The organism is Kocuria sp., from assembly GCF_030530945.1.
GTDB lineage: Bacteria > Actinomycetota > Actinomycetes > Actinomycetales > Micrococcaceae > Kocuria.
In genome coordinates this window covers 43,886-68,992 of record NZ_JAUMTZ010000002.1, presented here as the reverse complement: position 1 = coordinate 68,992, position 25,107 = coordinate 43,886, and the positions used below count along the sequence as shown (strand labels likewise).

Genomic DNA, 25,107 nt, shown 5'->3' with positions numbered 1-25,107 from the left:
AGTGGACTGTGACACGCGTGTGACGGAGCCCCCGGCGGGCGGGGCGTCCCGGCGTAGCATGGCGGGGTCCCAACCCCCGCCCCTCAGCCCAGGAGTGCCCGCCCATGACCTACGCAGTGGGACTGAACCTGGCGGGGCGCAGGGTGCTGGTCGTGGGCGGCGGACCCGTTGCCGAGCGCCGCACCGCCCCCCTGGTGGCCGAGGGTGCCCACGTCCACGTGGTGGCCCCCGAGGTCACCGACGTGCTGCGGGAGCGCGCCCGCGCGGGTGAGCTGACGTGGCACGAACGCGGCTACCGCACCGAGGACCTGGACGAGTGCTGGCTCGTGCTCGCGCACACCGGCTCGCCGCAGCTGCAGGACCGCGTGGCCGCCGAGGCCGAGGAGCGCCGCATCCCGTGCGTCAAGGGCGGTGACCCAGCCGCCGGGACCGCCTGGGTGCCGGCCACCGCCGAGGCCCACGGCGTCCAGGTGTCCGTGCATGCGAGCCGCGATCCGCGCCGCGCCGCCGCCGTGGCCGCGTGGGTGGCCGCGCGGCTGGAGTCGGGGGAAGTGCCCGTGGGGGCGCGACGCGAGGACGCCCCGGAGCCGGGGGCACAGCCGCCTGGCACGGTGGCCCTGGTGGGCGGCGGACCGGGTGACCCCGGGCTGCTCACAGTGCGCGGGCGCCACCTGCTCGCCGGTGCCGACGTGGTCGTGGCGGACCGGCTGGGCCCCACGGACCTGCTGCCCGGCCTGGCCGAGCACGCCCGGATCGTGGACGTGGGCAAGCGCGCCGGGTACCACACGCTCACCCAGGACCGGATCAACGAGACCCTCGTGGAGCAGGCCCGACTGGGGCTGCGCGTGGTGCGCCTGAAGGGCGGGGACCCGTACGTGTTCGGGCGCGGTGGCGAAGAGGTGGAGTTCTGCCACGCGCACGGCGTCCCCACCGAGGTGGTCCCCGGGGTCACCTCCGCCATCTCCGTGCCCGCGGCGGCCGGGATCCCCGTGACCCACCGGGACATCGCCCACGGGTTCACGGTCATCACCGCCCACCAGGAGCTGCACCACGTGCCGTACCGGGAGGGGCACACGCTGATCCTGATGATGGGCGTGCGGGGGCTGGCCCGCAATGCCGAGACCCTCGTGGCCGCGGGCTATCCCGAGGACATCCCCGTGGCCGTGGTCGAGCGCGGCTGGACACCCGAGCAGCGGTCCACCGTCGGGGAGCTCGGCAGCATCGCCGCCCTCGCCGAGGAGCGGGACGTGCGCGCCCCGGCGGTCATCCTGGTGGGGCGGGTGGCCGCGCTGGGCCGGGGCTGAGGCGCGGGAGCGGGCGACGGTGGGCGGGGGCGGCGGGTGCCGCCCCGTGGTGACGGGACACGAAAAATTTTTATGACTCAGACCATATTTCTACTGTTGGGGAGGGTTTTCCAGGGCTACTCTCAGCTCACTGCTGCTTTCAATGACGGGAGCCCCCATGTCCGAGCAGTTTTACGGCGCTGTCCCCTGGATCCTCCGCAGCCCGGCAGTCATGCACGGATTGGATTCCGGCTTCACCCCTCGCCTGTGATGTGGTCGGTCACCAAACCAAACGGATTGACGGGCTTGGGGCGACAGCCGTGGTCTTCACCGATTCTGGGCGAGCCGCCCATACCGTAGCCAAGGTCAGGAAGTGTGACGGTGTGAATACTATGACTACCCGCTGAGATGAGGGCTAGATCAGGCCCCAATGGGCGGAGGAAAAACCGCAATTACGATTTTCACTACAGGGGATTCCTGGAAAAATAATGACGACCGGAAGGTGACGGCATGAGAAGAAGAACTGTATATTCTGCTATTTCAAAAGCGCTCTTTGGAATATTTTTGACAGTGTGGGCAATTGCTGCCCACGCGCCGTTCTGGGTCATTGCGCTGGCCATCTTTGTTATTGTCGCCGCGGTGGCGTCCTACCTGTTTGAAAAGAAAGACCAAACCGGCAGCTTGTAGCTGCCAAGAACGCCGAAACGTCTTTATTGTGCAGAACGTCCGGTAGCTTCGTCCTGATGGTGAAAAGGCTCATACCTGGCGCCCGGTCGACCGTGTGCCAGGTCGTGGGATGTTTTTAAATATTTATACGCGCGGGATGTTGCGCAGATCGGAGATTCAGTGAAACGGCCGGCAACTCTTTCCGCCATTGGCCTGACGCTAATAGTTACGATTGGCACGGCCTCTGTACTCGCTGGGGATGACGTTAATTCCGAGGGTGGTCTGCTCCTGGGGATCTGGTGTCTCATGTTGCTGGTAGCATTTTATTTGGGGCGCTCAGGGCGCTTCGGTGAAAAGCAGATGCGCATGTACGCCAAAACTATAACCAGCGGCACTATGAGCAAAAAAGACATCGACAAAGATGTTTTATTCGCGAACCAGCTGACTCTATTATGTGTGGCAGTCACCGGGCTCGGTGAAATATTTTGGTTAATCACCTCGTACCTGGTTTGATGCAGTCGACGCGGGGTTTGTGCGAAATTACCTGGCGTTGTCTTTAATTCTGCAGTTCAGAAGCATGGGCGGGGTGAATATGGCCGTCTTGTCCATGATCCCGCAACCCGGCCCGGGGCTGACGCCGTCACGCACCTACGGCCCCAGCGCTTCGACACTGTTCCTCAGGGGCGGCCCACGGGGATCCGCGCCCCGGAGACCAGCACCCGGTGGCCCCGCCCGGCCTCGGAGTCGGCGATCTCGTCCTGGGTGGCCGGGCGGATCTGCTCGCGCTCCAGCACGTACATGCGGGCGTCGAGGTCCGCGGGAGCGCCCTGTGGCTCGTTCACGAACGCCCGGAAGCGGCGCATCCGCTCCGGGTCCGCGAGCGTGGCCGCCCACTCGTCCTCGTAGGCGTCCAGGTGCCGGGCCACCTCCGCCTCCAGGTCCGCGCAGATGCCCAGGGAGTCGTCCACGATCACGCTGCGCACGTGCTGCATGCCGTCCCCGTAGGTCTCGTCCAGGTCCTCGAACCAGCGGGCGGTGCGCTGCAGCCTGTCCGCCGTGCGGATGTAGTACATGAGGTAGCGGTCCACGTAGCGGAAGACCTCCTCGCGGGTGAGGTCCTTGGCGAACAGCCGCCCGTGGGCGGGGTTGGAGCCCCCGTTGCCGCCCAGGAAGAGGTTCCAACCGTTGCTGGTGGCGATCACGCCAACATCCTTGCCCTGCGCCTCCGCGCACTCGCGGCTGCAGCCGGAGACCCCGAACTTGAACTTGTGGGGGGAGCGCAGTCCGCGGTAGCGGTTCTCCATGTCCACGGCGAGCGCCACGGAGTCCTGCACGCCGAAGCGGCACCAGGAGCTGCCGATGCAGGACTTCACGTTGCGCAGGGCCTTGCCGTAGGCGGAGCCGGACTCGAAGCCGGCGGCCACGAGCTCGCGCCAGATCTCGGGCAGCTGCTCGAGGCGTGCACCGTAGAGGCCGATGCGCTGGGCGCCGGTGATCTTGGTGTAGAGCCCGTACTTCTCGCCCACGGCGGCCAGGACGCCGAGCTTGTGGGGCGTGATCTCGCCCCCGGGGATGCGGGGGATCACGGAGTACGTGCCGTCCTTCTGCATGTTGGCCATGTTGCGGTCGTTGGTGTCCTGCAGGGTGCCGCGCCCGCCGTCCAGCGAGTAGGCGTGGACCTGGGAGTGCAGGATGGACGCCACGGTGGGCTTGCACAGGGCGCAGCCGTCCGCGCCGGTGCCGAAGCGGGCCAGGACGGACTCGAAGTCCTCGAGCCCCGCGCCGCGCACGGCTTCGTAGAGTTCGGGCCGGGACATCTCGAAGTGCTCGCAGAGGGCCTTGGACACGGACAGTCCCAGGGCGGCCATGCGCTGCTTGAGGGTCTTCTCCAGCATGGGCACGCAGGAGCCGCACTGGGTGCCGGCGCTGGTGCACGTCTTGAGGGACGCCACGTCCCGGCTGCCCGCGTCCACGGCGGCGCGCACGGTGCCGAAGTCCACGTTGTTGCAGGAGCACAGCACGGCGTCGTCCGGCAGCTCGGTGTCGGGCACCCCGTCGCCGCCCGCGGCGGAGAGGTACGCGCCGGGCTCGGCGGGCAGCTCCCGGCCCAGCAGGGGGCGCAGCGAGTCGAAGGGGGAGGCGTCCCCCACGAACACGCCGCCCAGCAGGGTGGTGGCGTCCTTGGACACCACGACCTTCTGGTACATCCCGCGCGCGGGGTCCGCGTAGAGCACCTCCAGGCAGCCCGGGGTCTCGCCGCGCCGGTCCCCGAAGCCGGCCACCTCCAGCCCGGCGAACTTCAGCTTGGTGGCCACGTCGAAGTCGGCGACGGCGGTGTCCCCGCCCGTGAGGTTCTCGGCCGTGGCCTCGGCCATGGCGTTCGCGGGCGCCACGAGGCCCCAGGTGCGGCCCAGGATGCAGGCCACCTCGCCGATGGCCCACACGTGGGGGTCGGCGGTGCGGCAGTGCTCGTCCACCAGGACGCCGCCGCGCGGGCCCCGTTCCAGGCCGGCCGCCGCGGCGAGCTCGTCGTTCGGGCGGATGCCCGCGGCCATCACCACCATGTCGGCGTCCAGGCTGCGGGTGTGGGACTCGTCCCCGAGGGACTGTGCGAGGGACACGGAGACCACGCGGCTCTCGGCGTCCAGATTCACGGAGGAGATGAACGCCCCGCACTCCACGCCGATCCCGGTGCCGCGGATCGCCTCGTTCACGGCGTGGCCACCGGCCTCGTCCAGCTCCACGGACAGCAGCCACGGGGCCACGTCCAGGATGGTGGGCTCGGCGCCCACGTGCTGCAGCCCCTGGGCCGCCTCCAGACCCAGCAGTCCGCCGCCCACCACCACGGCGCGGGGCGCCCTGCCCAGCTGCGTGGTGAGCCGCTCCACCTCCGCCACCATGGTCCGCACGTCGTCCACCCCGCGGAACACGTGGGTGTGGTCCGAGCCGGGAATGGGAATCACGGCGGCGCGGGACCCGGTGGCGAGGACCAGCTCGTCGTAGGGGTGCTCCTCGCCGCGGTCGTCGGTCACGGTGCGGCTCTGCCGGTCCAGGTGCACGGCGCGCGTGCCGGTGAGCAGCCGCACGCGCGGGTCCTCCCACAGGGAGCCGTCCCCGAGGGTGAGGTCCCGCTGCGGGTCCGCGAAGAGCTGCTCGAGGGCCACACGGTCGTAGGGCGCGTGGGTCTCGTCCATCAGCACGGTGACCCGGTCCTCGAAGGCGGGCCGCTGGAGCAGGGCGCGGACCAGGCGGAACGCCGCGGGCCCACCTCCCAGCACCAGGATGGACCGGGCCCGGGGGCCGGGTGTGTGAGCGGGGAGCTGCGTCATGGTGTCTCCGTCCGGCAGTGGGTGGGCGCCCCGCTCCCGAGGTGAGCGGGGACACTGCTATATTAGCGCCGACAATGCGAAATATTCCGGCGCCCCCGCGGCGCGGTGGGAGGTTTTCCATGGACCACGACAGCCCGCAGGGCCCGTCCGCGCGGTCGGAGCAGGAGTGGGTGGACGTGTGCGCCCTCCAGGACCTGGAGGCCAACTGGGGGGAGGCCGCGATCTTGGGGGGCCACGAGTACGCCGTGTTCCGCACCAACGACGACCACGTGTTCGTCACGGACCACCGGGACCCCCGTTCCGGCGCGCTTGTGATCGCCCGGGGGATCGTGGGCCGCCAGGGAGATCGCCACACCGTGGCCTCACCCCTCTACAAGGAGACCTACGACCTCGCCACGGGCGAGTGCGTGGCGGGCGGCGAGTACACGCTGCCTGTCCACCCGGTGCGCGTGGTGGACGGCCGCGTTCTTCTCCGGCCCCGCGCCTGATCACCCGCCCTGAGGGCTCCCGGTGGCCACTTCTCACAGTCACCAGGCGCACCTCGTAACGGACCTGCGGACGACGCCGCCGCGCGCGGTACCATGGGCGGGTGCGCCCCGCGCGCACGGGTGTCGATCCGGCCATCACCGGGGAGCCCCTCCGGAAGAACGGACCCCAGGGGTCTCAGTAGAACCGGACGACTCGGGCCCGTGACAGCCCCCAACGAGCGGCTCGCGGCGTCGTCGGCATCCCCGGCGGCGCGGCGGACAAGCGAGGTGGTACCGCGCCACCGGTGTGCCCGGCACACCCGAGCGTCCTCGCATCCTGAACGACCGACCCCTCAGGATGGAGCACCGTGTCCGAATCCTTCGTGTACCCCCAGGCCAGCACGGACCCGCAGGCCCGCGGCGTCCCCGCGGCCCCCCGCTTCCCCGCCGTGGAGGAGCGCGTCCTCGAGTACTGGAAGCGGGACAACACCTTCCAGGCGAGCATCGACCAGCGCGAGCGCGGCGAGCGCGGCTCCAACGAGTTCGTGTTCTACGACGGCCCGCCCTTCGCCAACGGCCTGCCCCACTACGGCCACCTGCTCACGGGCTACGTCAAGGACCTCGTGGCCCGCTACCAGACCCAGCAGGGCCGCCGCGTGGAGCGCCGCTTCGGGTGGGACACCCACGGCCTGCCGGCCGAGCTCGAGGCCATGAAGCAGCTCGGGATGACCGACAAGCAGGACATCGAGGCCATGGGCATCGACACGTTCAACGACGCCTGCCGCGCCTCCGTGCTGAAGTACGCGGGCGAGTGGCAGGACTACGTCACCCGCCAGGCCCGCTGGGTGGACTTCGACAACGACTACAAGACGCTGAACCCGGAGTACATGGAGTCCGTGATCGGCGCGTTCAAGGCCCTGGACGACAAGGGCCTCGTCTACTCCGGCTACCGGGTGCTGCCGTACTGCTGGAAGGACGAGACGCCGCTGTCCAACCACGAGCTGCGCATGGACGACGACGTCTACAAGATGCGCCAGGACACCTCCGTGACCGTGGCCTTCCGCCTCGCGGAGGACACCTCCTGGGCCACCCACCCCGAGGTGGCGGCGGAGCTGGCCGGTGCCGAGGCCATCGCCTGGACCACCACGCCCTGGACCCTGGCCACCAACGAGGCGCTCGCGGTGGGGCCGGAGATCGACTACGTGCTCGTGCCCGGCGCCGGGGAGCTCACGGGCCGCCGGTTCCTGGTGGCCGCCGAGCTGGCCGGCGGCTACGCGAAGGACCTGGGCTACGGGGACGCCGAGGACCCGGCGGCCGCGGTGGCCCAGGCGGTGACCGCGCACTACACGGGCGCGCAGCTGGAGGGCATCCGCTACGCCCCGCTGTGGGACTACCTCCTGGACACCGAGCGCTTCGGCACGCAGCGGGCGTGGCAGGTGCTGGTCGCGGACTACGTGACCACCACGGACGGCACGGGCATCGTCCACCAGGCGCCCGCGTACGGCGAGGACGACCAGATCACGTGCGCCCGCTACGACATCCCCGTGGTGCTCTCCGTGGACGAGGGCGGCCGCTTCTACGACTGGTTCGCGGACGAGTCGCTGGCCGCGGGGGCTCCGCTCGCGGAGCTGACCGGGCACAACGTGTTCGACAAAGAGGTGGCGCGCACCGTGGTCCGGGACCTGCGGGCCCGCGGCGTGCTGCTGCGCGAGGCGTCCTACGAGCACTCCTACCCCCACTGCTGGCGCTGCCGCAACCCGCTGATCTACCGGGCCGTGTCCTCCTGGTTCGTCTCCGTGACGGCCATCAAGGACCGCATGGTGGAGCTGAACCAGCAGATCAACTGGATCCCCGGCAACGTCAAGGACGGCCAGTTCGGCAAGTGGCTGGAGAACGCCCGTGACTGGTCGATCTCCCGCAACCGCTACTGGGGCTCGCCCATCCCGGTGTGGGAGTCCAGCGACCCGGCCCACCCGCGCCGCGACGTCTACGGATCCCTGGCCGAGCTGGAGCAGGACTTCGGCCGGCTGCCCCGCAACGCCGCCGGCGAGGTGGACCTGCACCGGCCGTGGATCGACGAGCTGACCCGCCCCAACCCGGACGACCCCACGGGGAGGTCCGTGATGCGCCGGGTGCCCGAGGTGCTGGACGTGTGGTTCGACTCCGGGTCCATGCCCTACGCCCAGGTGCACTACCCCATGGAGAACCGGGAGTGGTTCGAGACCCACAACCCGGGCGACTTCATCGTGGAGTACATCGGCCAGACCCGCGGGTGGTTCTACACCCTGCACATCCTGGCCACCGCGCTGTTCGACCGCCCGGCGTTCCGCAACGTGATCTCCCACGGGATCGTGCTGGGTTCGGACGGGCAGAAGATGTCCAAGTCCCTGCGCAACTACCCGGACGTCAACGAGGTCCTGGACCGGGACGGCTCGGACGCCATGCGCTGGTTCCTGATGTCCTCGCCCATCCTGCGCGGCGGGAACCTGGTGGTCACGGAGGAGGGCATCCGGGACGGCGTGCGCCAGATGCTGCTGCCGCTGTGGAACGTCTACCACTTCTTCGGCCTGTACACGAACGCCGCGGACGGCGGTGCTGGCTACCGCGCGCGGGAGCGCCACGAGGCCGAGCACGTGATGGACCGCTACATCCTGGCCCGCACCGGCGCGCTGGTTACGGAGACCAGGCGGCTCTTCGACGAGTACGACATCTGGGGCGCGGCCGAGGCGCTGCGCGGCTACATGGACACCCTCACCAACTGGTACGTGCGCCGTTCCCGCGAACGGTTCTTCGAGGAGGACACCCAGGCCTTCGACGTGCTGTACACCTGCCTGGAGACGCTGTGCCGCGTGGCCGCGCCCCTGCTGCCGCTGGTCACCGAGGAGATCTGGCGGGGGCTCACGGGCGGGCGCTCCGTGCACCTCACGGACTGGCCGGACGCCTCCCTGTTCCCGCGGGACGAGGAGCTGGTGGCAGCCATGGAGCGCACGCGCGCCATCTGCTCCGCGGGCTCGGCGCTGCGCAAGGCCCACGGGCTGCGGGTGCGCCAGCCGCTCGCGGGGATGACCGTGGCCGTGCCCGGCGCGCACGCGCTGGAGGGCACGTTCCAGGAGATCGTCGCGGACGAGCTGAACCTCAAGTCGGTCACGCTCGAGGACGCGGACGAGGTCTCCGCGGCGGACTTCGGCATCTCCCAGGAGCTGAAGGTCAACGCCCGCGCGGCGGGCCCGCGCCTGGGCAAGCAGGTCCAGCAGGTCATCCGGGCCACCAAGGCGGGCGACTGGTCGCTCGCGGCGGACGGCGGCGTCGTCGCCGGCGGGGTGGCCCTGCAGGAGGGCGAGTACGAGCTCGCCACGGTGGTCGACGACGCCGCCGCGTCCGCCGCGCGCGCCGTCACCGTCCTGCCGGGCGGGGGCTTCCTGGTGCTGGACACCGCGCTCACGGACGAGCTGCGCGCCGAGGGTGTGGCCCGTGACGTGGTCCGCGCGATCCAGCAGGCCCGCAAGGAGGCCGGGCTGGTGGTCTCGGACCGGATCCGCACGGTGCTGCGGGCGGACGCCGAGACCCTCGCCGCCGTGGCTGCGCACCGGGACCTCGTGCAGGGGGAGACCCTCACCCGGGAGCTGGAGCTCGTCGAGGCCCCCGAGCTGTCGGTGGCCGTGGAGGTGGTCGGGGCATGAGCGTGGACGCCGAGCACGAGAACTTCGCCTCCGTGGAGGAGATCTACCAGTACCTCCTGGGGCGGGCGCCGGAGGAGCGGATGGCCCCCCGGCTGGACGCCGTGCAGCTCGCGGTCGCCGCGCTGGGGGACCCGCACCGCAGCGCCCCCGTGGTGCAGGTGACCGGGACCAACGGCAAGACCTCCACCGCGCGGATGGTCGAGTCGCTGCTGCTCGCGCACGACCTGCGCGTGGGCCGGTACACGAGCCCGCACCTGGAGCGCGTCACCGAGCGGATCAGCATCGACGGCGAGCCCGTCCCGGACGAGACCTTCGTGCGGATCTGGACGGAGATCTCGCCCTACCTGGACCTGGTGGACCGTCGCCTGGAGGCGGACGGTGCGCCGCGGCTGACGTACTTCGAGATCCTCACGGTGCTGGCCTTCGCGGTGTTCGCGGACGAGCCGGTGGACGTGATGGTGCTGGAGGTGGGCATCGGCGGGTCGTGGGACGCCACCAGCGTGGCGGACGCCGCCGTGTCCGTGGTGACGCCCATCGGCCTGGACCACACCGAGATCCTGGGGGACACCGTGGCGGACATCGCACGGGAGAAGGCCGGGATCATCAAGCCGGAGGGCTTCCTGGTCAGCTCCGCGCAGCCGCCCGAGGCCGCGCAGGTGCTGCTGGAGCGGGCCCGCGAGCTGGGGGACCCGTTCCGCTTCGAGGGCGTGGAGTTCTCGGTCACCGCCCGTTCCACCGCCGTGGGCGGGCAGGTCATCACCGTGCAGGGGCTCGCGGACGTCTACCCCGACCTCATGCTGCCGCTGTTCGGCGCCCACCAGGCCCAGAACGCGGCGCTGGCGATTGCCGCCATGGAGGCACTGCTCGGCGGCGGGGAGAAGCCGCTGAACCCCGAGCTCGTGGCGCAGGGCCTGGGCGCGGTGTCCTCACCGGGGCGCCTGGAGCTCGCCCGCACGGCCCCGCCCGTGATCCTCGACGCCGCCCACAACCCCCACGGGCTGCTGGCCTCGGCGGCGGCGGTGCGGGAGGCGTTCACGTTCACCAAGCTGAACCTCGTGGTGGGTGTGCTGCGCGAGAAGGACGCCGAGCAGATGCTCCGCGTGCTCGCGGACGAGTACCACGAGTTCGAGCTGGAGCTGTGGTGCACCGCCTCGCAGTCCCCGCGCGCGGTGCCCCCCGAGGAGCTCGCGGAGATCGCCGTGGACATGGGCTTCGACGAGGACGCCGTGCACGCTACGCCGCGCCTCGACGACGCCTGCGCGGCGGCCATCCAGGACGCCGCGGCCCGCGAGCAGTTCGACGGCGCGGTGCTCGTCACCGGGTCCATCACCGTGGTGGGTGAGGCCCGTGCGCTGCTCGGCCTGTGACCCCACCCCCGACCGCACGGAAGGAGCGGCATGGCCCGCATGACCAAGGCCCAGCGCGAGTGGCGCCCCGGCCAGCCCAAGAAGCAGCGCTCGGTGAGGACGATGTTCGCCTCGAGCGTGCTCAGCATCGAGGCGTTCATCGTGTTCTTCGCCGCCCTCACGGCGTTCGGGCTCCTGGCCCGGGAGTGGAGCACTGCCCAGAGGCTGTGGCTGCTCGGTGGCTCCGTGGTGCTCGCGGCCCTGTTCGTCCTGCTGTGCGGGGCGCTGCGCAGGCCGTGGGGCTACGCAGCCGGCTGGGTGCTGCAGCTCGTGCTGATCGCCACCGGCTTCCTGGTGCCCGCCATGTTCGCGATCGGGCTGCTGTGCGCCCTCGCGTGGTGGTACGCCGTGGTCAAGGGCGGGCGCATGGACCGGGAGAACGAGCGGCGGGCCGAGGAGCAGCGGCGCTGGGAGGCGGCGCACCCCGAGGCCTGAGCCACGGCCGTCGCCGCATTCGCTAGGCTCGGTGGCGGCACAGCAGAACCCGCGGCCCGCACCCGCGGGCCCGTCGACCGCAAGGAGAACCCATGTCCCAGCGCACCCTCGTCCTCGTCAAGCCGGACGGCGTCCAGCGCGGGCTCACCGGGCAGATCCTGGCCCGGATCGAGGCCAAGGGCTACACCCTGTCCCAGCTCAAGCTCGTGACCCCCACGCGTGAGGTGCTGGAGCAGCACTACGCCGAGCACCAGGGCAAGCCGTTCTTCGAGCCGCTCGTGGAGTTCATGCTCTCCGGCCCCGTGGTGGCCGCCGTGGTCGAGGGGGACCGGGTGATCGAGGGCTTCCGCAGCCTCGCCGGCGCCACCGAGCCCACCACGGCCGCCCCGGGCACCATCCGCGGGGACCTGGGCCGCGACTGGGGCGAGAAGGTGCAGAAGAACCTCGTGCACGGCTCCGACTCCCCGGAGTCCGCCGAGCGCGAGATCGGCATCTGGTTCGCCTGAGCCTCGGCAGCACGAGAACGGGGCGGCACCTCCCAGGAGGTGCCGCCCCGTCCTCGTTCCCCCGGCGGGGGAGGGCTCAGCCGAAGATGACCGTGGCGAAGCGCACGGCGATCACACCGAAGACGACCACCAGCACGCCGACCGCCAGCAGCCACGCCCACGCGGAGGTCCCGGCCTCCGGCGCGGGGTGGGAGCCCATCACGCCCGCGCGGCGCATGCGCGCGGTGGTGTGGGCCAGCAGCAGGGTCTGGACGCACCACACCACCATGCAGTACAGGCACAGGGCGTTGATGTGGAAGGTGGTCTGCCACCACAGCCACAGGGTGAACACGGAGCCCGCGGCGATCCCGAGCCACAGCAGCCACCAGAACCACCGGGCGTAGCGGGCGCCGGCGAGCACGCCCACGGCCACCGCGACCACCACGGCGTAGGCCACCAGGCCGATGAACGGGTTGGGGAAGCCGAAGAGCTCGGCCTGCGGGGTGCGCATCACCGTGCCGCAGGACAGCCACGCGTTGAGGTCGCAGCTGGAGCGGTGGTTCGCGTCCCGGAAGATGGCCAGGCGCTCCGCCACGAGGACGGCGGCCGCGATGAAGCCGACCACGGACAGGACCACCGCGAGGACGGCCCAGGAGCGGTCTGTGCGCGTCACGGGCGCGGGCACCTGGTCCGGGGTGCGCTGGGTGCTGGCGGGGGGTGTGCTGGATGCTGAACTCACGCGCCCGATCGTAGACCACCCCCCTGCCGGTTCTCCGTGACGGCCCCCACCGGTCTGACCCGCCGTCCCCCGCCGCGTCGCCCTGACGACCCCCGTCCGTTCCGCGGGCGCCCCCGCGTGTTCCGGGCTCGTCCCTGCCACGGGCTGTGGGCTGCACCACCCCGGATGTGCCGTGACAGGGAACGACTGTGAGATACTGGCAAGCGGTCGGCCCTCAGCCGCACGTGAGGACACCGGCCCGGCAGGAGCACCGACGACCATCGGCGCGGACCCGCGGCTCTCACAGGATCGAGCGCGTCCGCACCGGTGCAAGTTCGCGGTCCACGGATCCAGCGACTCGGGCATCCGCCGGCTCGCGGACGGCGCGCGTCACATGCCGCGCCCGCGGGTACGACCTCGACTTCCGGCGGCCGCGTGGATTCCACCGGCTCGACCGACCGAGCACACCTCGGGCCCGCGTGCGGGCGGTGTCCCGGGCAGGAGCACAGCTGCACATGGAACCTGAACAGGACAACACCACCCCGGACACCGCATCCTCGGAACCGGGGGCCCCGGAGGAGACGCCCGCGGAGCTCGTCGAGACCGCGGTGACCGAGATCGACGGCACGCGCCAGGCCATCGAGACCGCCGCCGAGGCGAAGGACATGCCGGACCCCGCCGAGACCCGCGCCACTGCCGCGGCCGCCGCCCCGCAGGACACCACCGCCGGGGAGGATGATGCGCCCGGAGCCGACCCGACCTCGCCGGATGCCGCTCCGGCGGAGCAGCCCGCGGCCGGGGATCCCGCCCGGGACGGGGCGGAGACCACCGACGCGGAGGACTCCGAGGAGCCCCCCACGCAGGAGGACTTCGGAGCGTTCGGACCGGGCGCGTCGCTGATGTTCCACGCCCCGGACCCGGAGGAGATCCGCCGCGCCGCGGAGGCGCAGGCCGCCCGGCTGCGCGAGGCCGCACAGGAGCGCGGGGTCCACGAGGACGAGGACGAGGCGGGCGTGTCCAGCAGGCGGCGCCGGCGGCGTCGTCGGGGTGACGAGGACATGGAGCTCGTGGACGACGCCGACGGCTCGGTCACCCGGGTGCGCGCCCCCCGCGGCTCCGAGGGCACCGGCAGCGACGAGGTCACGGGCGTGAAGGGCTCCACCCGCCTGGAGGCCAAGCGCCAGCGCCGGCGGGAGTCCCGCCAGTCCGGGCGCCGCCGCCACGTGATCACCGAGGCCGAGTTCCTGGCCCGCCGCGAGTCCGTGGAGCGCAAGATGCTGGTCCGCCAGAAGGAGGACCGCATCCAGATCGGCGTGCTGGAGGACGGGATCCTCGCGGAGCACTTCGTCTCCCACACCACCCAGGACTCGCTGATCGGCAACGTGTACGTGGGCAAGGTGCAGAACGTGCTGCCCTCCATGGAGGCCGCGTTCGTGGACATCGGGCGCGGGCGCAACGCCGTGCTCTACGCCGGCGAGGTGGACTGGGACGCCGCGGAGCTCGGCAACAAGCCCCGCAAGATCGAGAACGCCCTGCGCTCCGGCGACACCGTGCTCGTGCAGGTCACCAAGGACCCCGTGGGGCACAAGGGCGCCCGGCTCACCAGCCAGGTCTCCCTGCCCGGGCGCTACCTGGTCTACGTCCCCGGCGGGTCCATGACCGGGATCTCCCGCAAGCTCCCGGACGTGGAGCGCCAGCGGCTGAAGAAGATCCTCAAGGACCGCCTGCCCGAGGGCGCCGGCGTGATCGTGCGCACCGCCGCGGAGGGCGCCTCCGAGACCGAGCTCACCAACGACATCAACCGGCTGCGCTCGCAGTGGGAGCAGATCCAGGAGAAGGCGGGCTCCACCAAGACGCTCGCCCCGGAAATGCTCTACGCCGAGCCGGACCTCACCATCAAGACCGTGCGGGACGTCTTCAACGAGGACTTCACCGCCATGGTGGTCCAGGGCGAGCAGGCCTGGGACAACATCGAGGCGTACGTGACGTACGTGGCCCCGGACCTGCTGGACCGGCTGCAGCGCTGGACCGAGGACGAGGACCTCTTCGAGCACATGCGCGTGGAGGAGCAGATCCAGAAGGCCCTGGAGCGCAAGGTGTTCCTGCCCTCCGGCGGCTCCCTGGTGATCGACCGCACCGAGGCCATGACCGTGGTGGACGTGAACACCGGCAAGTTCACGGGCTCGGGCGGGAACCTGGAGGAGACGGTCACCAAGAACAACCTCGAGGCCGCCGAGGAGATCGTGCGCCAGCTGCGGCTGCGCGACATCGGCGGGATCATCGTGGTGGACTTCATCGACATGGTCCTGGAGTCCAACCGGGACCTCGTGCTGCGCCGGCTCGTGGAGTGCCTGGGCCGGGACCGCACCAAGCACCAGGTCGCGGAGGTCACCTCCCTGGGGCTCGTGCAGATGACCCGCAAGCGCATGGGCACCGGGCTGCTCGAGGTCTTCTCGGAGCCGTGCGAGGAGTGCGCGGGCCGCGGCGTGGTGGTCCACGACCACCCGCTCAAGGGACGCACAGCGCCCCAGAGCACGGACCACCGCGGCGGCAACCGCCACGAGCGCAAGCGGTCGCGGAGCAAGCAGAGCACCCCGTCCCAGGACCGCCCCACCTCCAACGGGCGCTCCCAGGGCTCGGAGGACCACCAGGCGCGCAGCGAGGCCACCCGCACGGCGTTCGCGAACATCGCCGCGGCCTCCTCCCACGAGGACGACGACGCCGCGCAGCACGGTTCCGGGGACGGAGCCGGCAGCGGCAGTGGGGACTCCGCACGCCAGGACGGCTCGGAGCAGCACTCCGGCGGCCGTCAGGGCGGCGAGCACACCGGTGACGGCGAGTCCGAGGGCGGCCGCCGCCGCAAGAAGCGCCGCGGCAAGCGCAGCCGTGGCCGGGCGCAGAACGGCGAGGACAACGGCTCGCAGGACGGCAGCGGCTCCGAGAACAGCTCGGGGCGCGAAGCGGGGGAGAGCGACTCCTCCAGCCTGACCATCCACGGCGAGGTCATCGAGCTGCCGCAGGGCCAGAGCGCGGACGCCGCTCCCGAGCAGGCGGCGGACGCGGCCCGTGAGACCGCCGAGGAGTCCCTGACCCTCGACTCGCTCACCGCCGCGTTCTCGGGCGAGGACCGTTCGGGGCGCGCCGAGGAGCAGGGCTCCGAGGGCGGCTCCGGGCAGCGCTCCTCCCGGCAGCGCGGGCGCGGGCGGGGTCGTGGCCGGTCCCAGGGGGACGCCGCGGCGTCGTCGAGCGCCAGGGAAGCGACCGGGGCGGACGCGGAGCAGCCCCGGACCACGGGCGTGGTCGGTGCCCCCGGCGCCGGTACCCGGGCCGAGGAGCCCGCGGCGGCTCCGACCGAGCGTGCCTCCGCGGAGCAGCCTGCGCAGCAGGCTCCCGCACGACGCCGCCGCGGCTCCCGCCGGGCGGTGGCTCCCGCGGCTGCTCCGGGCACCGCGAGCGTGGAGACCCGTGAGTACACCGCCTCCGAGCAGGGTGCGAGCAGGTTCACCGCCGCGGCCGCGGAGGTGGCCGTCGCCCCCTCGGACGGGCAGCCCACGGTGGTGGGTGTAGGCGTGAAGGCCCAGGACATCACCATGACGCCCAAGCAGGGCTGAGTCCCGCGCGGCGCACCGGCACCCGGTACGCCGCGCGGTGGGGCATGCCACAGGAGCGTCCGGACACGTCCGGGCGCTCCTGTGGCATGATCGGGACCACGCACACGGGGTGCCGCGCAGCGGCTGAGAACACACCCGTCGAACCTGATCTAGCTCGCACTAGCGAAGGGAATGTCGTGAGCCCCACGCCTTCTGCCACCGCACCCCGCGTCCTGTCCATCGCCGGGACGGACCCCACCGGCGGCGCCGGCCACGCCGCAGACCTGAAGTCGATCGCCGCGATGGGCGGCTACGGGCTCAGCGTGATCACCGCGGTGGTGGCCCAGAACACCCGGGGCGTCACGGACGTCCACACCCCGCCGGTCGCCGTGCTGCAGGCCCAGCTGGACGCCGTGGCGCAGGACGTGGAACTGGACGCGGTGAAAGTGGGGATGCTCGGGTCCGTGCCCGTGATCGAGACCGTGGGGCGGTGGCTGGCGGCCGGCCGCGCGCCCGTGGTGGTGATCGACCCCGTGATGGTGGCCACCGCCGGTGGACGCCTGCTGGAGCCGGACGCGGAGGACGCGCTGCGCCGGGTCCTGCACCACGCGGACCTGATCACCCCCAACCTCCCGGAGCTCGCGGTGCTGGCTGGTGAGTCCGTGGCCGAGAGCTGGGAGGAGGCGCTGGCCCAGGGCCGCGCCGTGGCCGAGGCCTTCGGCACGCGCGTGCTCGTCAAGGGCGGGCACCTGGCCGGGGACAGCACCCCGGACGCCCTCGTGGTCCCCGGCCACCCCGAGCCGGTGGCGCGGTACGGAGGAGGGCGCGTGGCCACCCGCAACACCCACGGCACGGGCTGCTCGCTCTCCTCGGCGGTGGCCACCGTGGTGGCGCGCACGGGGGACTGGGCCGGGGGAGTCAGCACCGCACGGGCATGGCTGCGCGGTGCCCTGCGCGCGGCGGACTCCCTGCACGTGGGCCACGGCAACGGACCGGTCCACCACATGCACCACGTCCAGGACCTGGTGACGGATCCCGCCTTCATGGCCCGGGCGTGCGCGGAGGACGACGCCGCGGGTCCCGCCTCCGGAGACCTCCGCGCAGGGAACGCCGCCGGGCGCTTCACCGACGAGCTGTGGAGCGGCTGCGCGGGGATCCGCGCGGAGATCGCGGCACTGCCGTTCGTCACGGGACTGGGGGACGGCACCCTGGAGCGCCACGCCTTCGAGTGGTACCTGGACCAGGACCTGCAGTACCTGGAGGCGTACTCCCGGGCCCTCGCCCTGCTCGCCGCCTCCGCCCCGGGGGAGGAGGCCCGCGAGTTCTTCGCCACCGCGGCCGGCGCCGTGGTCACGGGGGAGTCGGTCCTGCACCGGGCCCGGCTCGGGGGGCGGGCCCCCCAGCCGCCGTCCGCCACCACGAGCGCCTACAGCGACTTCCTGCTGGCCCGCACCGGCCAGGACGGCTTCGCGGTGGGTGCCGCGGCGGTGCTGCCGTGCTACTGGCTCTACGCCCACGTGGGTGCGGAGCTCACGCGGCGCGCCCGGGCCGCCGGGCTCGCGGAGCACCCGTACGCGGACTGGCTGCAGACGTACGCGGACCCCGGTTTCCAGGCGGCCACGGACACCGTGCGCGAGGCGGTGGACCGGGCAGCCGCCGCCTCGGACCCGGCCACCCGCGAGGCCATGCGCAGGGCCTTCCTGCGGGCCTGCCGCCTGGAGCTCGCGTTCTTCGCCCAGACCGCCGACGACGCCGCACGGCTCCCCTGACTGGCGCGGCTTCCGGGGATCGGGTAGTCTGGGCTGTCGGTGCCAGCCACCGGTGTGCGTCATTCCCGTGACATGCACCCGGAAGCGGCACGCTCGGGTGAATCTCCTGTTTCGACGCGACAACCACGCGGTCGGTCGTGAACCACCGCGGTGTGATGCCTCGACATTCGCTGTCCTCCAGGAGCCATCCGGCCATTCACGCAGTCCATAGATGTCGAGAGAAGTGAGTTCCCAAGTGGTGTACGCGATTGTCCGCGCAGGCGGCCGCCAGGAGAAGGTTTCCGTCGGAGACCTCGTGACCCTCGACCGTGTCGCCGGCGAGTCAGGCAGCACCATCGAGCTTCCTGCGCTGCTGCTGGTCGACGGGGACAAGGTCACCTCCGACTCCAAGACCCTGGCGAACGTCAAGGTCAGCGCCGAGATCGTCGAGGACCTGCGCGGTCCCAAGATCTCGATCATGAAGTACAAGAACAAGACCGGCTACAAGAAGCGTCAGGGTTTCCGCGCCGAGCTGACCACGGTCAAGATCACCGGCATCGACGCCTGATCACCGGTCCCCCGTACATTTCCAACGAAGGTAGGCACACACCATGGCACACAAGAAGGGTGCGAGCTCCACTCGCAACGGCCGTGACTCCAACGCCCAGTACCTGGGCGTGAAGCGCTTCGGCGGCCAGTCCGTCAACGCCGGCGAGATCATCGTCCGCCAGCGCGGGACCCACTTCCACCCCGGCCTGAACATGGGCCGCGGCAAGGACGACACCCTGTTCGCCCTGGCCGCCGGTGTGGTCGAGTTCGGCACCCGTCGCGGGCGCCGCGTGGTCAACATCCAGACCGCCGAGTAGTCGATTGTCCGGACCCTCGGGTCCACCCGTCGCCGCGGTTCCCGCGGCGACGACCACTGGAGGGTGGGCGCATCACGCGCTCACCCTCTAGTCTTTTGTGCAGCACACCGGTCCACCCGCGCGGGTGACCCAGACGGCGAGGAGCCCCGTGGCCAGTTTTGTTGATCGAGTCATCGTGCACGCCACCGGCGGCAACGGCGGCCACGGCTGCGTGTCCGTCAAGCGCGAGAAGTTCAAGCCCCTGGGCGGCCCGGACGGCGGCAACGGCGGGGACGGCGGGTCCGTGATCCTGCGCGTGGACGGGCAGTCCACCACGCTGCTGGGCTTCCACCACGCACCCCACCAGAAGGCTCCCAACGGCGAGCCCGGCAAGGGGGACATGCGCCACGGCTTCAAGGGCCAGGACCTCGTGCTGTCCGTGCCGGACGGCACCGTGGTCAAGGACCGCGAGGGCAACGTGCTCGCGGACCTGCTGGGGGAGGGCAGCGAGTACGTGCTCGCCGCTGGGGGCCAGGGTGGCCGCGGCAACGCCGCCCTCGCGTCCCCCAAGCGCAAGGCACCGGGCTTCGCCCTGCTGGGGATCCCCGGCGAGGAGCAGGAGGTGGAGCTCGAGCTGAAGTCCATCGCGGACGTCGCCCTGGTGGGTTTCCCCTCCGCCGGCAAATCCAGCCTGATCGCCGCCATGAGCGCGGCCCGCCCGAAGATCGCGGACTACCCGTTCACCACGCTCGTGCCGAACCTCGGGGTGGTCCAGGCGGGGGACACCCGCTTCACGGTCGCGGACGTCCCCGGCCTGATCCCGGGCGCCTCCGAGGGCAAGGGCCTGGGGCTGGAGTTCCTGCGCCACGTGGAGCGCTGCGCGGCGCTGGTGCACGTGATCGACTGCGCCACCCTGGAGCCCGGGCGGGACCCCCTCACGGACCTGGACGCCCTCGAGGCCGAGCTCGCGCACTACGCCGAGGCCATCCGCGACGACGACCCCACCACCGTTCCGCTCACGGACCGGCCCCGGCTCGTGGTGCTCAACAAGGTGGACGTCCCGGACGCCCGCGAGCTCGCGGACTTCGTCCGTGCTGAACTGGAGCGGCGCGGCTACCCCGTGTTCGAGGTCTCCACCGCGTCCCACGAGGGGCTGCGGGAGCTGGGCTTCGCCATGGCGAGCCTGGTCTCCGAGGCCCGGGAGCAGGAGGAGGCCCGCGAGGAGCGGCAGCGCACGGTGCCGGTCCTCCACCCGGAGCCCGCGCGGCGTCGTCGTGGGCGGGACCGCCACGAGTTCGTGATCACGCGCGAGGACCGTGCGGAGGAGCCCCTGTACCACGTTCGCGGTGAGAAGCCCGAGCGCTGGGTGCTGCAGACCGACTTCAACAACGACGAGGCCGTGGGCTACCTCGCGGACCGCTTCGCGAAGCTCGGCATCGAGGACGAGCTGTTCCGGATCGGTGCCAAGCCGGGCAACGCGGTGCTGATCGGCCCGGAGGAGAACGGCGTGGTCTTCGACTGGGAGCCCACCATGGTCAGCGGCGCGGAGCTGCTGGGCGGGCCCCGCGGCTCGGACCTGCGCCTGGAGGAGACCGCGCGCCCCACCCGCCGTGAGAAGCGGGAGCAGTTCTACGACCGCATGGACGCGAAGTCCGAGGCCCGCGCGGAGCTGGAGCAGGAGCGCCGCGCCGGGATCTGGACGGAGTCCGTGGACGAGGCCCGGAACCGCCGCACCGCCGCACCCAAGGGGACGGGCGAGCAATGAGTGGGGCCTCCGGGCACGGGACGACCGGGCGCCACGGGAAGACCGCCGCCGAGACGATCGACGTCTCGGCGGTGGAGCGGCAGGCCTCCAAGTCCGCGATCCAGCTCAGCACGGAGAGCCGCGGGAAGAACCGCCGCTCGGCCATCGGCAGCCGCGAGGAGCTGCCCAGGGCCCGCCGCGTGGTGGTGAAGGTGGGTTCCTCCTCCCTGACCTCCATCGAGAACTCGATCGACGAGGGCGCGCTGCGCTCCATCGTGGACGCGCTCGGGCGGGTCACGGCGCAGGGCGTGGAGGTGGTGTTCGTCTCCTCGGGGGCGATCACCGCCGGGCTGCGGCCGCTGGGGCTCTCCCGGCGGCCCAAGGACCTCGCCACCAAGCAGGCCGCGGCCTCCGTGGGCCAGGGTCTGCTGATCTCCCGCTACACGGAGCACTTCGCGCGCCACGGCGTGACCGTGGGCCAGGTGCTCGTCACCGCGGAAGACCTCATGCGCCGGAAGCAGTACCAGAACGCGCACCGGCAGATCGAGCGGCTGCTGGACCTGGGGATCCTGCCCATCGTCAACGAGAACGACGCCGTGGCCACCCACGAGATCAAGTTCGGTGACAACGACCGCATCGCCGCACTCGTGGCCCACCTGATCAAGGCGGACGCCCTGCTGCTGCTCTCGGACGTGGATGCGCTCTACACCCGGCCCCCCAAGGACGGCGGAGAGCGGATCGCCACCGTCTCGGACCCCGTCACGGACCTCGAGGGTGTGGAGATCGGCACGGTCGGCCGCGTGGGCGTGGGTTCCGGCGGCATGGTGACCAAGGTGCAGGCGGCGCGCATCGCGGCGTCGTCCGGGATCCCGGCGCTGGTGACCTCCGCCGCGAACATCGAGCGGGCCCTGGCCGGCGAGGACGTGGGGACCTGGTTCGCCACCACCGGCGGACGGCGCAACGTGCGGCTGCTGTGGCTCGCGCACCTCGCGGACATCAAGGGCACCCTCACCCTGGACGACGGCGCCGTGGCGGCCGTGCGTGGCCGCCGCTCCCTGCTCGCCGCGGGCGTCACCGCGGTGGCGGGCACGTTCAGTGCGGGAGACCCGGTGTCCATGGTGGATGCTCACGGCGAGGAGGTGGGCCACGGGCTGGTCAACTACGGCTCGGACGAGATCCCCGGCATGCTGGGCAAGCGCACCTACGAGCTGGGCGAGGAGCTCGGCGAGGACTACGCGCGCGAGCTCGTGCACGTGGACAACCTGGTGAACCTGCGCCCGCGCTCCGCCCGCACCAGGCTCTCCACCTAGCACCGCCGAGCGCACCACGCGCGTCACACCGCACCCGAGACACCGACACCGCACCGCAGGAGGAACAGTGGCCGAGAGCACGTCCGTACTGACCGCCCAGGAGACGTTCGGGGACGACCCCGTGACCGGGGTGGGCCTGATGGCCGACGACGCGCGGATCGCCGCGCGTGCCCTGGCCCGGGCCCCGCGTGCCCGGAAGGACCGCGCCCTGCACCTGATGGCTGATCGCATCGAGTCCCTCCGGGACGTCGTGCTGGAGGCCAACGCCCGTGACCTGGAGCGGGGCCGGGAGGCCGGCACCTCCGCCGCGCTGCTGGACCGTCTCCGGCTCGACGCCGCGCGGATCACCGGGCTCGCGGACGCGCTGCGCGAGCTGGCCGCGCTGCCGGACCCCGTGGGCTCCGTGGTGCGCGGGCAGACCCTCGCCAACGGGCTGCGGATGCGCCAGGTGCGCGTGCCCATGGGGGTGGTGGGCGTGATCTACGAGGCCCGCCCGAACGTGACGGTGGACATCGCCGGGATCGCCGTGAAGTCCGGCAACGCCGTGCTGCTGCGCGGCGGCTCCGCGGCCTTCGACACCAACCGGGCGCTCGTGGGGATCCTGCGGGACGCCCTGGCGGACGCCAAGCTGCCCGTGGACTGCGTGCAGACCGTGGACGACTACGGCCGTGAGGGCGCCAACGCGCTGATGGGTGCCCGCGGGAAGGTGGACGTGCTGATCCCGCGCGGCGGCCGCGGCCTCATCCAGTCGGTGGTCACGAACGCCACGGTGCCGGTCATCGAGACCGGCGAGGGCAACGTGCACGTGTTCGTGGACGCCTCCGCGCCCGCGGAGATGGCCGCCCGGCTCAGCGTGAACTCCAAGACGCACCGCACCTCTACGTGCAACTCCGCGGAGACCCTGCTGCTGCACAGCGGTGCCGAGGAGACCTCCCGGGAGGTGCTCGCCGCGCTCGACAAGGCCGGGGTCACGCTGCACGTGGACGACCGCGCGGCCGCGCTGCTGCCCCCGGGGTCGGACCACCTCAAGGCCACGGACGAGGACTGGGCCACCGAGTACCTGGACATGGACATGGCCGTGAAGGTCGTGGACTCGCTGGACGAGGCCATGGAGCACATCCGGCGCTACTCCACCGGGCACACCGAGGCGATCATCACCAACGACCTCGCGAACGCGGAGCGCTTCACCGCGGAGGTGGACTCCGCGGCCGTGATGGTCAACGCCTCCACCCGCTTCACGGACGGCGGCCAGCTGGGCCTGGGTGCGGAGATCGGGATCTCAACGCAGAAGATGCACGCCCGCGGGCCCATGGGCCTGGAGGAGCTGACCACCACCAAGTGGCTCGTCCAGGGTGACGGGCACGTCCGCGCCTGAGACGTACCATGGAACGGACGCCGCCCGCCCACGGCGCGCGTCGTATCAACCGACCGGCCCCGCCGGCCCGAGAAGGGAACCGCATGAGCTCGCTGTACCTGTTGTCCCACGCCACCGTCCTGGCCGCCGAGGAGGGGCACTCCGTCAACGAGGGGCTGCACGCCCTGGCCCCGGTCCTCGGCGCCCTCGCGTTCGTGCTGTTCGTCCTGGCCCTGCTCACGGCGTTCTCCTTCTCGCCCCGGGGCAAGTCCCCGGAGGTGGGCCAGTACCAGGACCCCGCCCAGCTGCCCGCGGACGAGCAGGCCATGCTGGACGGCGTGCACGCCGCCCCGCGCCACTGAACCCGGCCACCGGCGGAGTGGAGTCCACGAGCACCGCGGCGGACGGCGCCGCCACGGAGCTGAACATCCCACCGCGCACCCCCGGCCGCACCCGGCTGGGGGTGATGGGCGGGACCTTCGACCCGATCCACCACGGGCACCTCGTGGCGGCATCGGAGGTCGCCGCCGTGTTCGACCTGGACGAGGTGGTCTTCGTGCCCACGGGCGAGCCGTGGCAGAAGGCGGACCAGGAGGTCTCGGACGCCGAGCACCGGTACCTGATGACCGTGGTGGCCACCGCCTCCAACCCCCGCTTCACGGTGTCCCGCGTGGACGTGGACCGCAAGGGCCCCACGTACACCATCGACACCCTGCGGGACCTGCACACGCAGCGTCCCGAGGCCGAGCTGTTCTTCATCACCGGCGCGGACGCCATGGCGGAGATCCTCACGTGGCGCGGCGCCGAGGAGCTGTGGCGCCTGGCCCGCTTCGTGGGGGTCACCCGGCCCGGCCACGTGCTCTCCGCCCCGGTGGGCTCGGAGAGCGTCTCGCTGCTCAACGTCCCCGCCATGGCCATCTCCTCCACGGACTGCCGTGCGCGCGTGGCCGCGGGCAAGCCCGTGTGGTACCTCGTGCCGGACGGCGTGGTGCAGTACATCAACAAGTACGGCCTCTACCGCGGCAGCGCCTGCGTGGAGCCGCCCGGTCACCTGGCCCCGCCGTCCTGCGCGGGCCGGACGCCCGCAGCAGAGCCGTCCGCGTCCGCGGACACCCCCGAGGACCCCCGCTCGGACCCAAGGAGCACCGCGTGAGCACACCCCCCGAGAACACCCCCGGCCGGGACGCCCCCGGGCCCTGGAGCACCCACCCCGCCACGGGGGAGAACGAGCGGCTCGCACCGCCGGCACCCATGATCGAGCTGGACACGCCCCAGCAGTCGGAGCCCGTCAAGCCCCTCGGGCCGCGCCGGCTCGCGCGGCTGCAGCGGGAGATGGCCGAGCACACGCAGCGGATCCAGGAGTCCGAGAGCCGCTCCGGCAGGGGAGAGGTGGACCAGGCCCTGCTCGCCACCCAGCACCGCCTCGCGGAGCTCGCCGTGCGGGCCGCCGCGGCCAACGAGCAGGACCGCCAGGACGCCGAGCGCGCCGTCGCCGCCCAGCCTGCGCCTTCCGGTCCTGCCGCGGACGACGCCGCCGGGCCCGCCTCCGCCGAGCGGGTCACCGTGACCCTGCCCCCCGCCAAGCACACCGCCGCCGGGGGTCTCGACCTGCCGGTGAGCGGCGCGGACCCGGCGTCCCTGCCGGCCTCGGCGGTCCACTACGGCCCCGTGACCGAGACCAGCATGATCCCCATCCAGGCCCCCCAGCGGACGCAGGACGCGGCGGAGACCGGCCCCGAGCTCCCGGTCGACGCGGCCGCGGACTCCAATGCCGCGGTCGACACGCCAGGCGATTCCGCGACCGAGTTCTCCACCCCCGCCGGGCGGAGCACCCCCACCGAACGGCCCGCGACCCCGTCCGAGCTCCCCGCCGAGCCGGTGCGCGCCGTGGACGCCGAGGGGCTCCGCCTGCTCGAGCCCAAGGCCTACACGCGGGCGGGCGCGCCCACGCGCATCGTGCTCGCGGTGCTGCTCGCCGCGGTCGTGGCACTGGCCGTGGCCCTGATCGTCTTCATCCTCTAGACACCCACCCCGTGAAAGGACAGCC

General features: G+C 71.9%; 19 protein-coding genes and 1 riboswitch. Of the genes, 17 read left to right on the top strand and 2 right to left on the bottom strand.

Annotated features, from left to right (window positions below; genetic code table 11):
- Nucleotides 1-104: 104 nt before the first annotated feature.
- Entirely contained in the window at nt 105-1,304 is a 1,200-nt protein-coding gene (gene cobA / locus Q4A22_RS02755; RefSeq protein WP_303177046.1) for a uroporphyrinogen-III C-methyltransferase, read from the top strand.
- A 489-nt stretch (nt 1,305-1,793) separates the two neighbouring features.
- Complete coding sequence (locus Q4A22_RS02750) at nt 1,794-1,970, top strand: hypothetical protein (protein ID WP_303177044.1); 177 nt, start codon at nt 1,794-1,796, stop codon at nt 1,968-1,970.
- Nucleotides 1,971-2,626: 656 nt separating this feature from the next.
- On the opposite strand, the gene nirB is transcribed toward Q4A22_RS02750, so the two are convergent.
- Nucleotides 2,627-5,278 carry a nitrite reductase large subunit NirB gene (nirB, locus tag Q4A22_RS02745; protein WP_303177042.1) on the bottom strand — a complete coding sequence of 884 codons (2,652 nt, stop codon included), beginning with the start codon at nt 5,276-5,278 and terminating at the stop codon, nt 2,627-2,629.
- Nucleotides 5,279-5,397: 119 nt separating this feature from the next.
- On the opposite strand from nirB, the gene nirD reads away from it, so the two are divergent.
- From nirD to ndk, 5 genes are all read left to right on the top strand, one after another.
- Entirely contained in the window at nt 5,398-5,766 is a 369-nt protein-coding gene (gene nirD, locus Q4A22_RS02740; RefSeq protein ID WP_303177041.1) for a nitrite reductase small subunit NirD, read from the top strand.
- A 347-nt stretch (nt 5,767-6,113) separates the two neighbouring features.
- Nucleotides 6,114-9,425 (top strand): isoleucine--tRNA ligase, encoded by a 3,312-nt coding sequence (gene ileS, locus Q4A22_RS02735; RefSeq protein WP_303177040.1) that lies wholly within the window; start codon nt 6,114-6,116, stop codon nt 9,423-9,425.
- Entirely contained in the window at nt 9,422-10,792 is a 1,371-nt protein-coding gene (locus Q4A22_RS02730; protein ID WP_303177039.1) for a folylpolyglutamate synthase/dihydrofolate synthase family protein, read from the top strand. The genes ileS and Q4A22_RS02730 overlap by 4 nt, the downstream gene beginning before the upstream one ends.
- Nucleotides 10,793-10,822: 30 nt before the next feature.
- Nucleotides 10,823-11,266 (top strand): DUF4233 domain-containing protein, encoded by a 444-nt coding sequence (locus Q4A22_RS02725; protein ID WP_303177037.1) that lies wholly within the window; start codon nt 10,823-10,825, stop codon nt 11,264-11,266.
- 92 nt (nt 11,267-11,358) lie between these two features.
- A complete protein-coding gene (ndk, locus tag Q4A22_RS02720; protein WP_303177035.1) occupies nt 11,359-11,772 on the top strand; it encodes a nucleoside-diphosphate kinase in 414 nt (137 codons plus the stop codon).
- A gap of 76 nt (nt 11,773-11,848) precedes the next feature.
- Here ndk and Q4A22_RS02715 read toward each other — a convergent pair whose 3' ends face one another.
- Nucleotides 11,849-12,490, bottom strand: a complete 642-nt coding sequence (locus Q4A22_RS02715; RefSeq protein ID WP_303177034.1) for a vitamin K epoxide reductase family protein — start codon at nt 12,488-12,490, stop codon at nt 11,849-11,851.
- Nucleotides 12,491-12,984: 494 nt separating this feature from the next.
- Here Q4A22_RS02715 and Q4A22_RS02710 point away from each other — a divergent pair, with 494 nt between their 5' ends.
- The 10 genes from Q4A22_RS02710 to Q4A22_RS02665 all read left to right on the top strand — a co-directional run bounded on the left by Q4A22_RS02710 (nt 12,985) and on the right by Q4A22_RS02665 (nt 25,082).
- Complete coding sequence (locus Q4A22_RS02710; RefSeq protein ID WP_368410539.1) at nt 12,985-16,080, top strand: Rne/Rng family ribonuclease; 3,096 nt, start codon at nt 12,985-12,987, stop codon at nt 16,078-16,080.
- A 95-nt stretch (nt 16,081-16,175) separates the two neighbouring features.
- A riboswitch (TPP riboswitch) is annotated at nt 16,176-16,269 on the top strand.
- The gene (locus Q4A22_RS02705; protein WP_303177032.1) at nt 16,257-17,828 is read left to right on the top strand and encodes a bifunctional hydroxymethylpyrimidine kinase/phosphomethylpyrimidine kinase; all 1,572 of its coding nucleotides are present in this window, start codon (nt 16,257-16,259) and stop codon (nt 17,826-17,828) included. It overlaps the preceding riboswitch by 13 nt.
- 235 nt (nt 17,829-18,063) lie before the next feature.
- A complete protein-coding gene (gene rplU / locus Q4A22_RS02700) occupies nt 18,064-18,375 on the top strand; it encodes a 50S ribosomal protein L21 (protein ID WP_303177384.1) in 312 nt (103 codons plus the stop codon).
- Between the two features lie 43 nt (nt 18,376-18,418).
- Nucleotides 18,419-18,673, top strand: coding sequence for a 50S ribosomal protein L27 (rpmA, locus tag Q4A22_RS02695; protein WP_012398199.1), 255 nt, complete (start codon nt 18,419-18,421; stop codon nt 18,671-18,673).
- A gap of 148 nt (nt 18,674-18,821) precedes the next feature.
- A complete protein-coding gene (obgE, locus tag Q4A22_RS02690) occupies nt 18,822-20,417 on the top strand; it encodes a GTPase ObgE (protein ID WP_303177030.1) in 1,596 nt (531 codons plus the stop codon).
- Nucleotides 20,414-21,706, top strand: a complete 1,293-nt coding sequence (proB, locus tag Q4A22_RS02685; protein ID WP_303177028.1) for a glutamate 5-kinase — start codon at nt 20,414-20,416, stop codon at nt 21,704-21,706. Before obgE ends, proB begins: the two co-directional genes overlap by 4 nt.
- A gap of 67 nt (nt 21,707-21,773) precedes the next feature.
- Complete coding sequence (locus tag Q4A22_RS02680; protein ID WP_303177026.1) at nt 21,774-23,081, top strand: glutamate-5-semialdehyde dehydrogenase; 1,308 nt, start codon at nt 21,774-21,776, stop codon at nt 23,079-23,081.
- 83 nt (nt 23,082-23,164) lie between these two features.
- Nucleotides 23,165-23,422: a hypothetical protein gene (locus tag Q4A22_RS02675; RefSeq protein ID WP_303177025.1), complete on the top strand. Its 258-nt coding sequence runs from the start codon at nt 23,165-23,167 to the stop codon at nt 23,420-23,422.
- A gap of 59 nt (nt 23,423-23,481) precedes the next feature.
- Nucleotides 23,482-24,213 carry a nicotinate-nucleotide adenylyltransferase gene (gene nadD / locus Q4A22_RS02670; RefSeq protein WP_303177383.1) on the top strand — a complete coding sequence of 244 codons (732 nt, stop codon included), beginning with the start codon at nt 23,482-23,484 and terminating at the stop codon, nt 24,211-24,213.
- A complete protein-coding gene (locus Q4A22_RS02665; RefSeq protein ID WP_303177024.1) occupies nt 24,210-25,082 on the top strand; it encodes a hypothetical protein in 873 nt (290 codons plus the stop codon). The genes nadD and Q4A22_RS02665 overlap by 4 nt, the downstream gene beginning before the upstream one ends.
- Nucleotides 25,083-25,107 lie beyond the last annotated feature (25 nt).

Excerpts from the sequence above, each read along its gene's own strand:
- ndk (WP_303177035.1), top strand. The coding sequence starts at position 11,359 with ATGTCCCAGCGCACCCTCGTCCTCGTCAAGCCGGACGGCGTCCAGCGC.
- nirB (WP_303177042.1), bottom strand. The coding sequence starts at position 5,278 with ATGACGCAGCTCCCCGCTCACACACCCGGCCCCCGGGCCCGGTCCATC.
- nirD (WP_303177041.1), top strand. The coding sequence starts at position 5,398 with ATGGACCACGACAGCCCGCAGGGCCCGTCCGCGCGGTCGGAGCAGGAG.
- rpmA (WP_012398199.1), top strand. The coding sequence starts at position 18,419 with ATGGCACACAAGAAGGGTGCGAGCTCCACTCGCAACGGCCGTGACTCC.
- Q4A22_RS02675 (WP_303177025.1), top strand. The coding sequence starts at position 23,165 with ATGAGCTCGCTGTACCTGTTGTCCCACGCCACCGTCCTGGCCGCCGAG.
- Q4A22_RS02725 (WP_303177037.1), top strand. The coding sequence starts at position 10,823 with ATGGCCCGCATGACCAAGGCCCAGCGCGAGTGGCGCCCCGGCCAGCCC.
- Q4A22_RS02730 (WP_303177039.1), top strand. The coding sequence starts at position 9,422 with ATGAGCGTGGACGCCGAGCACGAGAACTTCGCCTCCGTGGAGGAGATC.
- proB (WP_303177028.1), top strand. The coding sequence starts at position 20,414 with ATGAGTGGGGCCTCCGGGCACGGGACGACCGGGCGCCACGGGAAGACC.
- Q4A22_RS02710 (WP_368410539.1), top strand. The coding sequence starts at position 12,985 with ATGGAACCTGAACAGGACAACACCACCCCGGACACCGCATCCTCGGAA.
- Q4A22_RS02750 (WP_303177044.1), top strand. The coding sequence starts at position 1,794 with ATGAGAAGAAGAACTGTATATTCTGCTATTTCAAAAGCGCTCTTTGGA.
- cobA (WP_303177046.1), top strand. The coding sequence starts at position 105 with ATGACCTACGCAGTGGGACTGAACCTGGCGGGGCGCAGGGTGCTGGTC.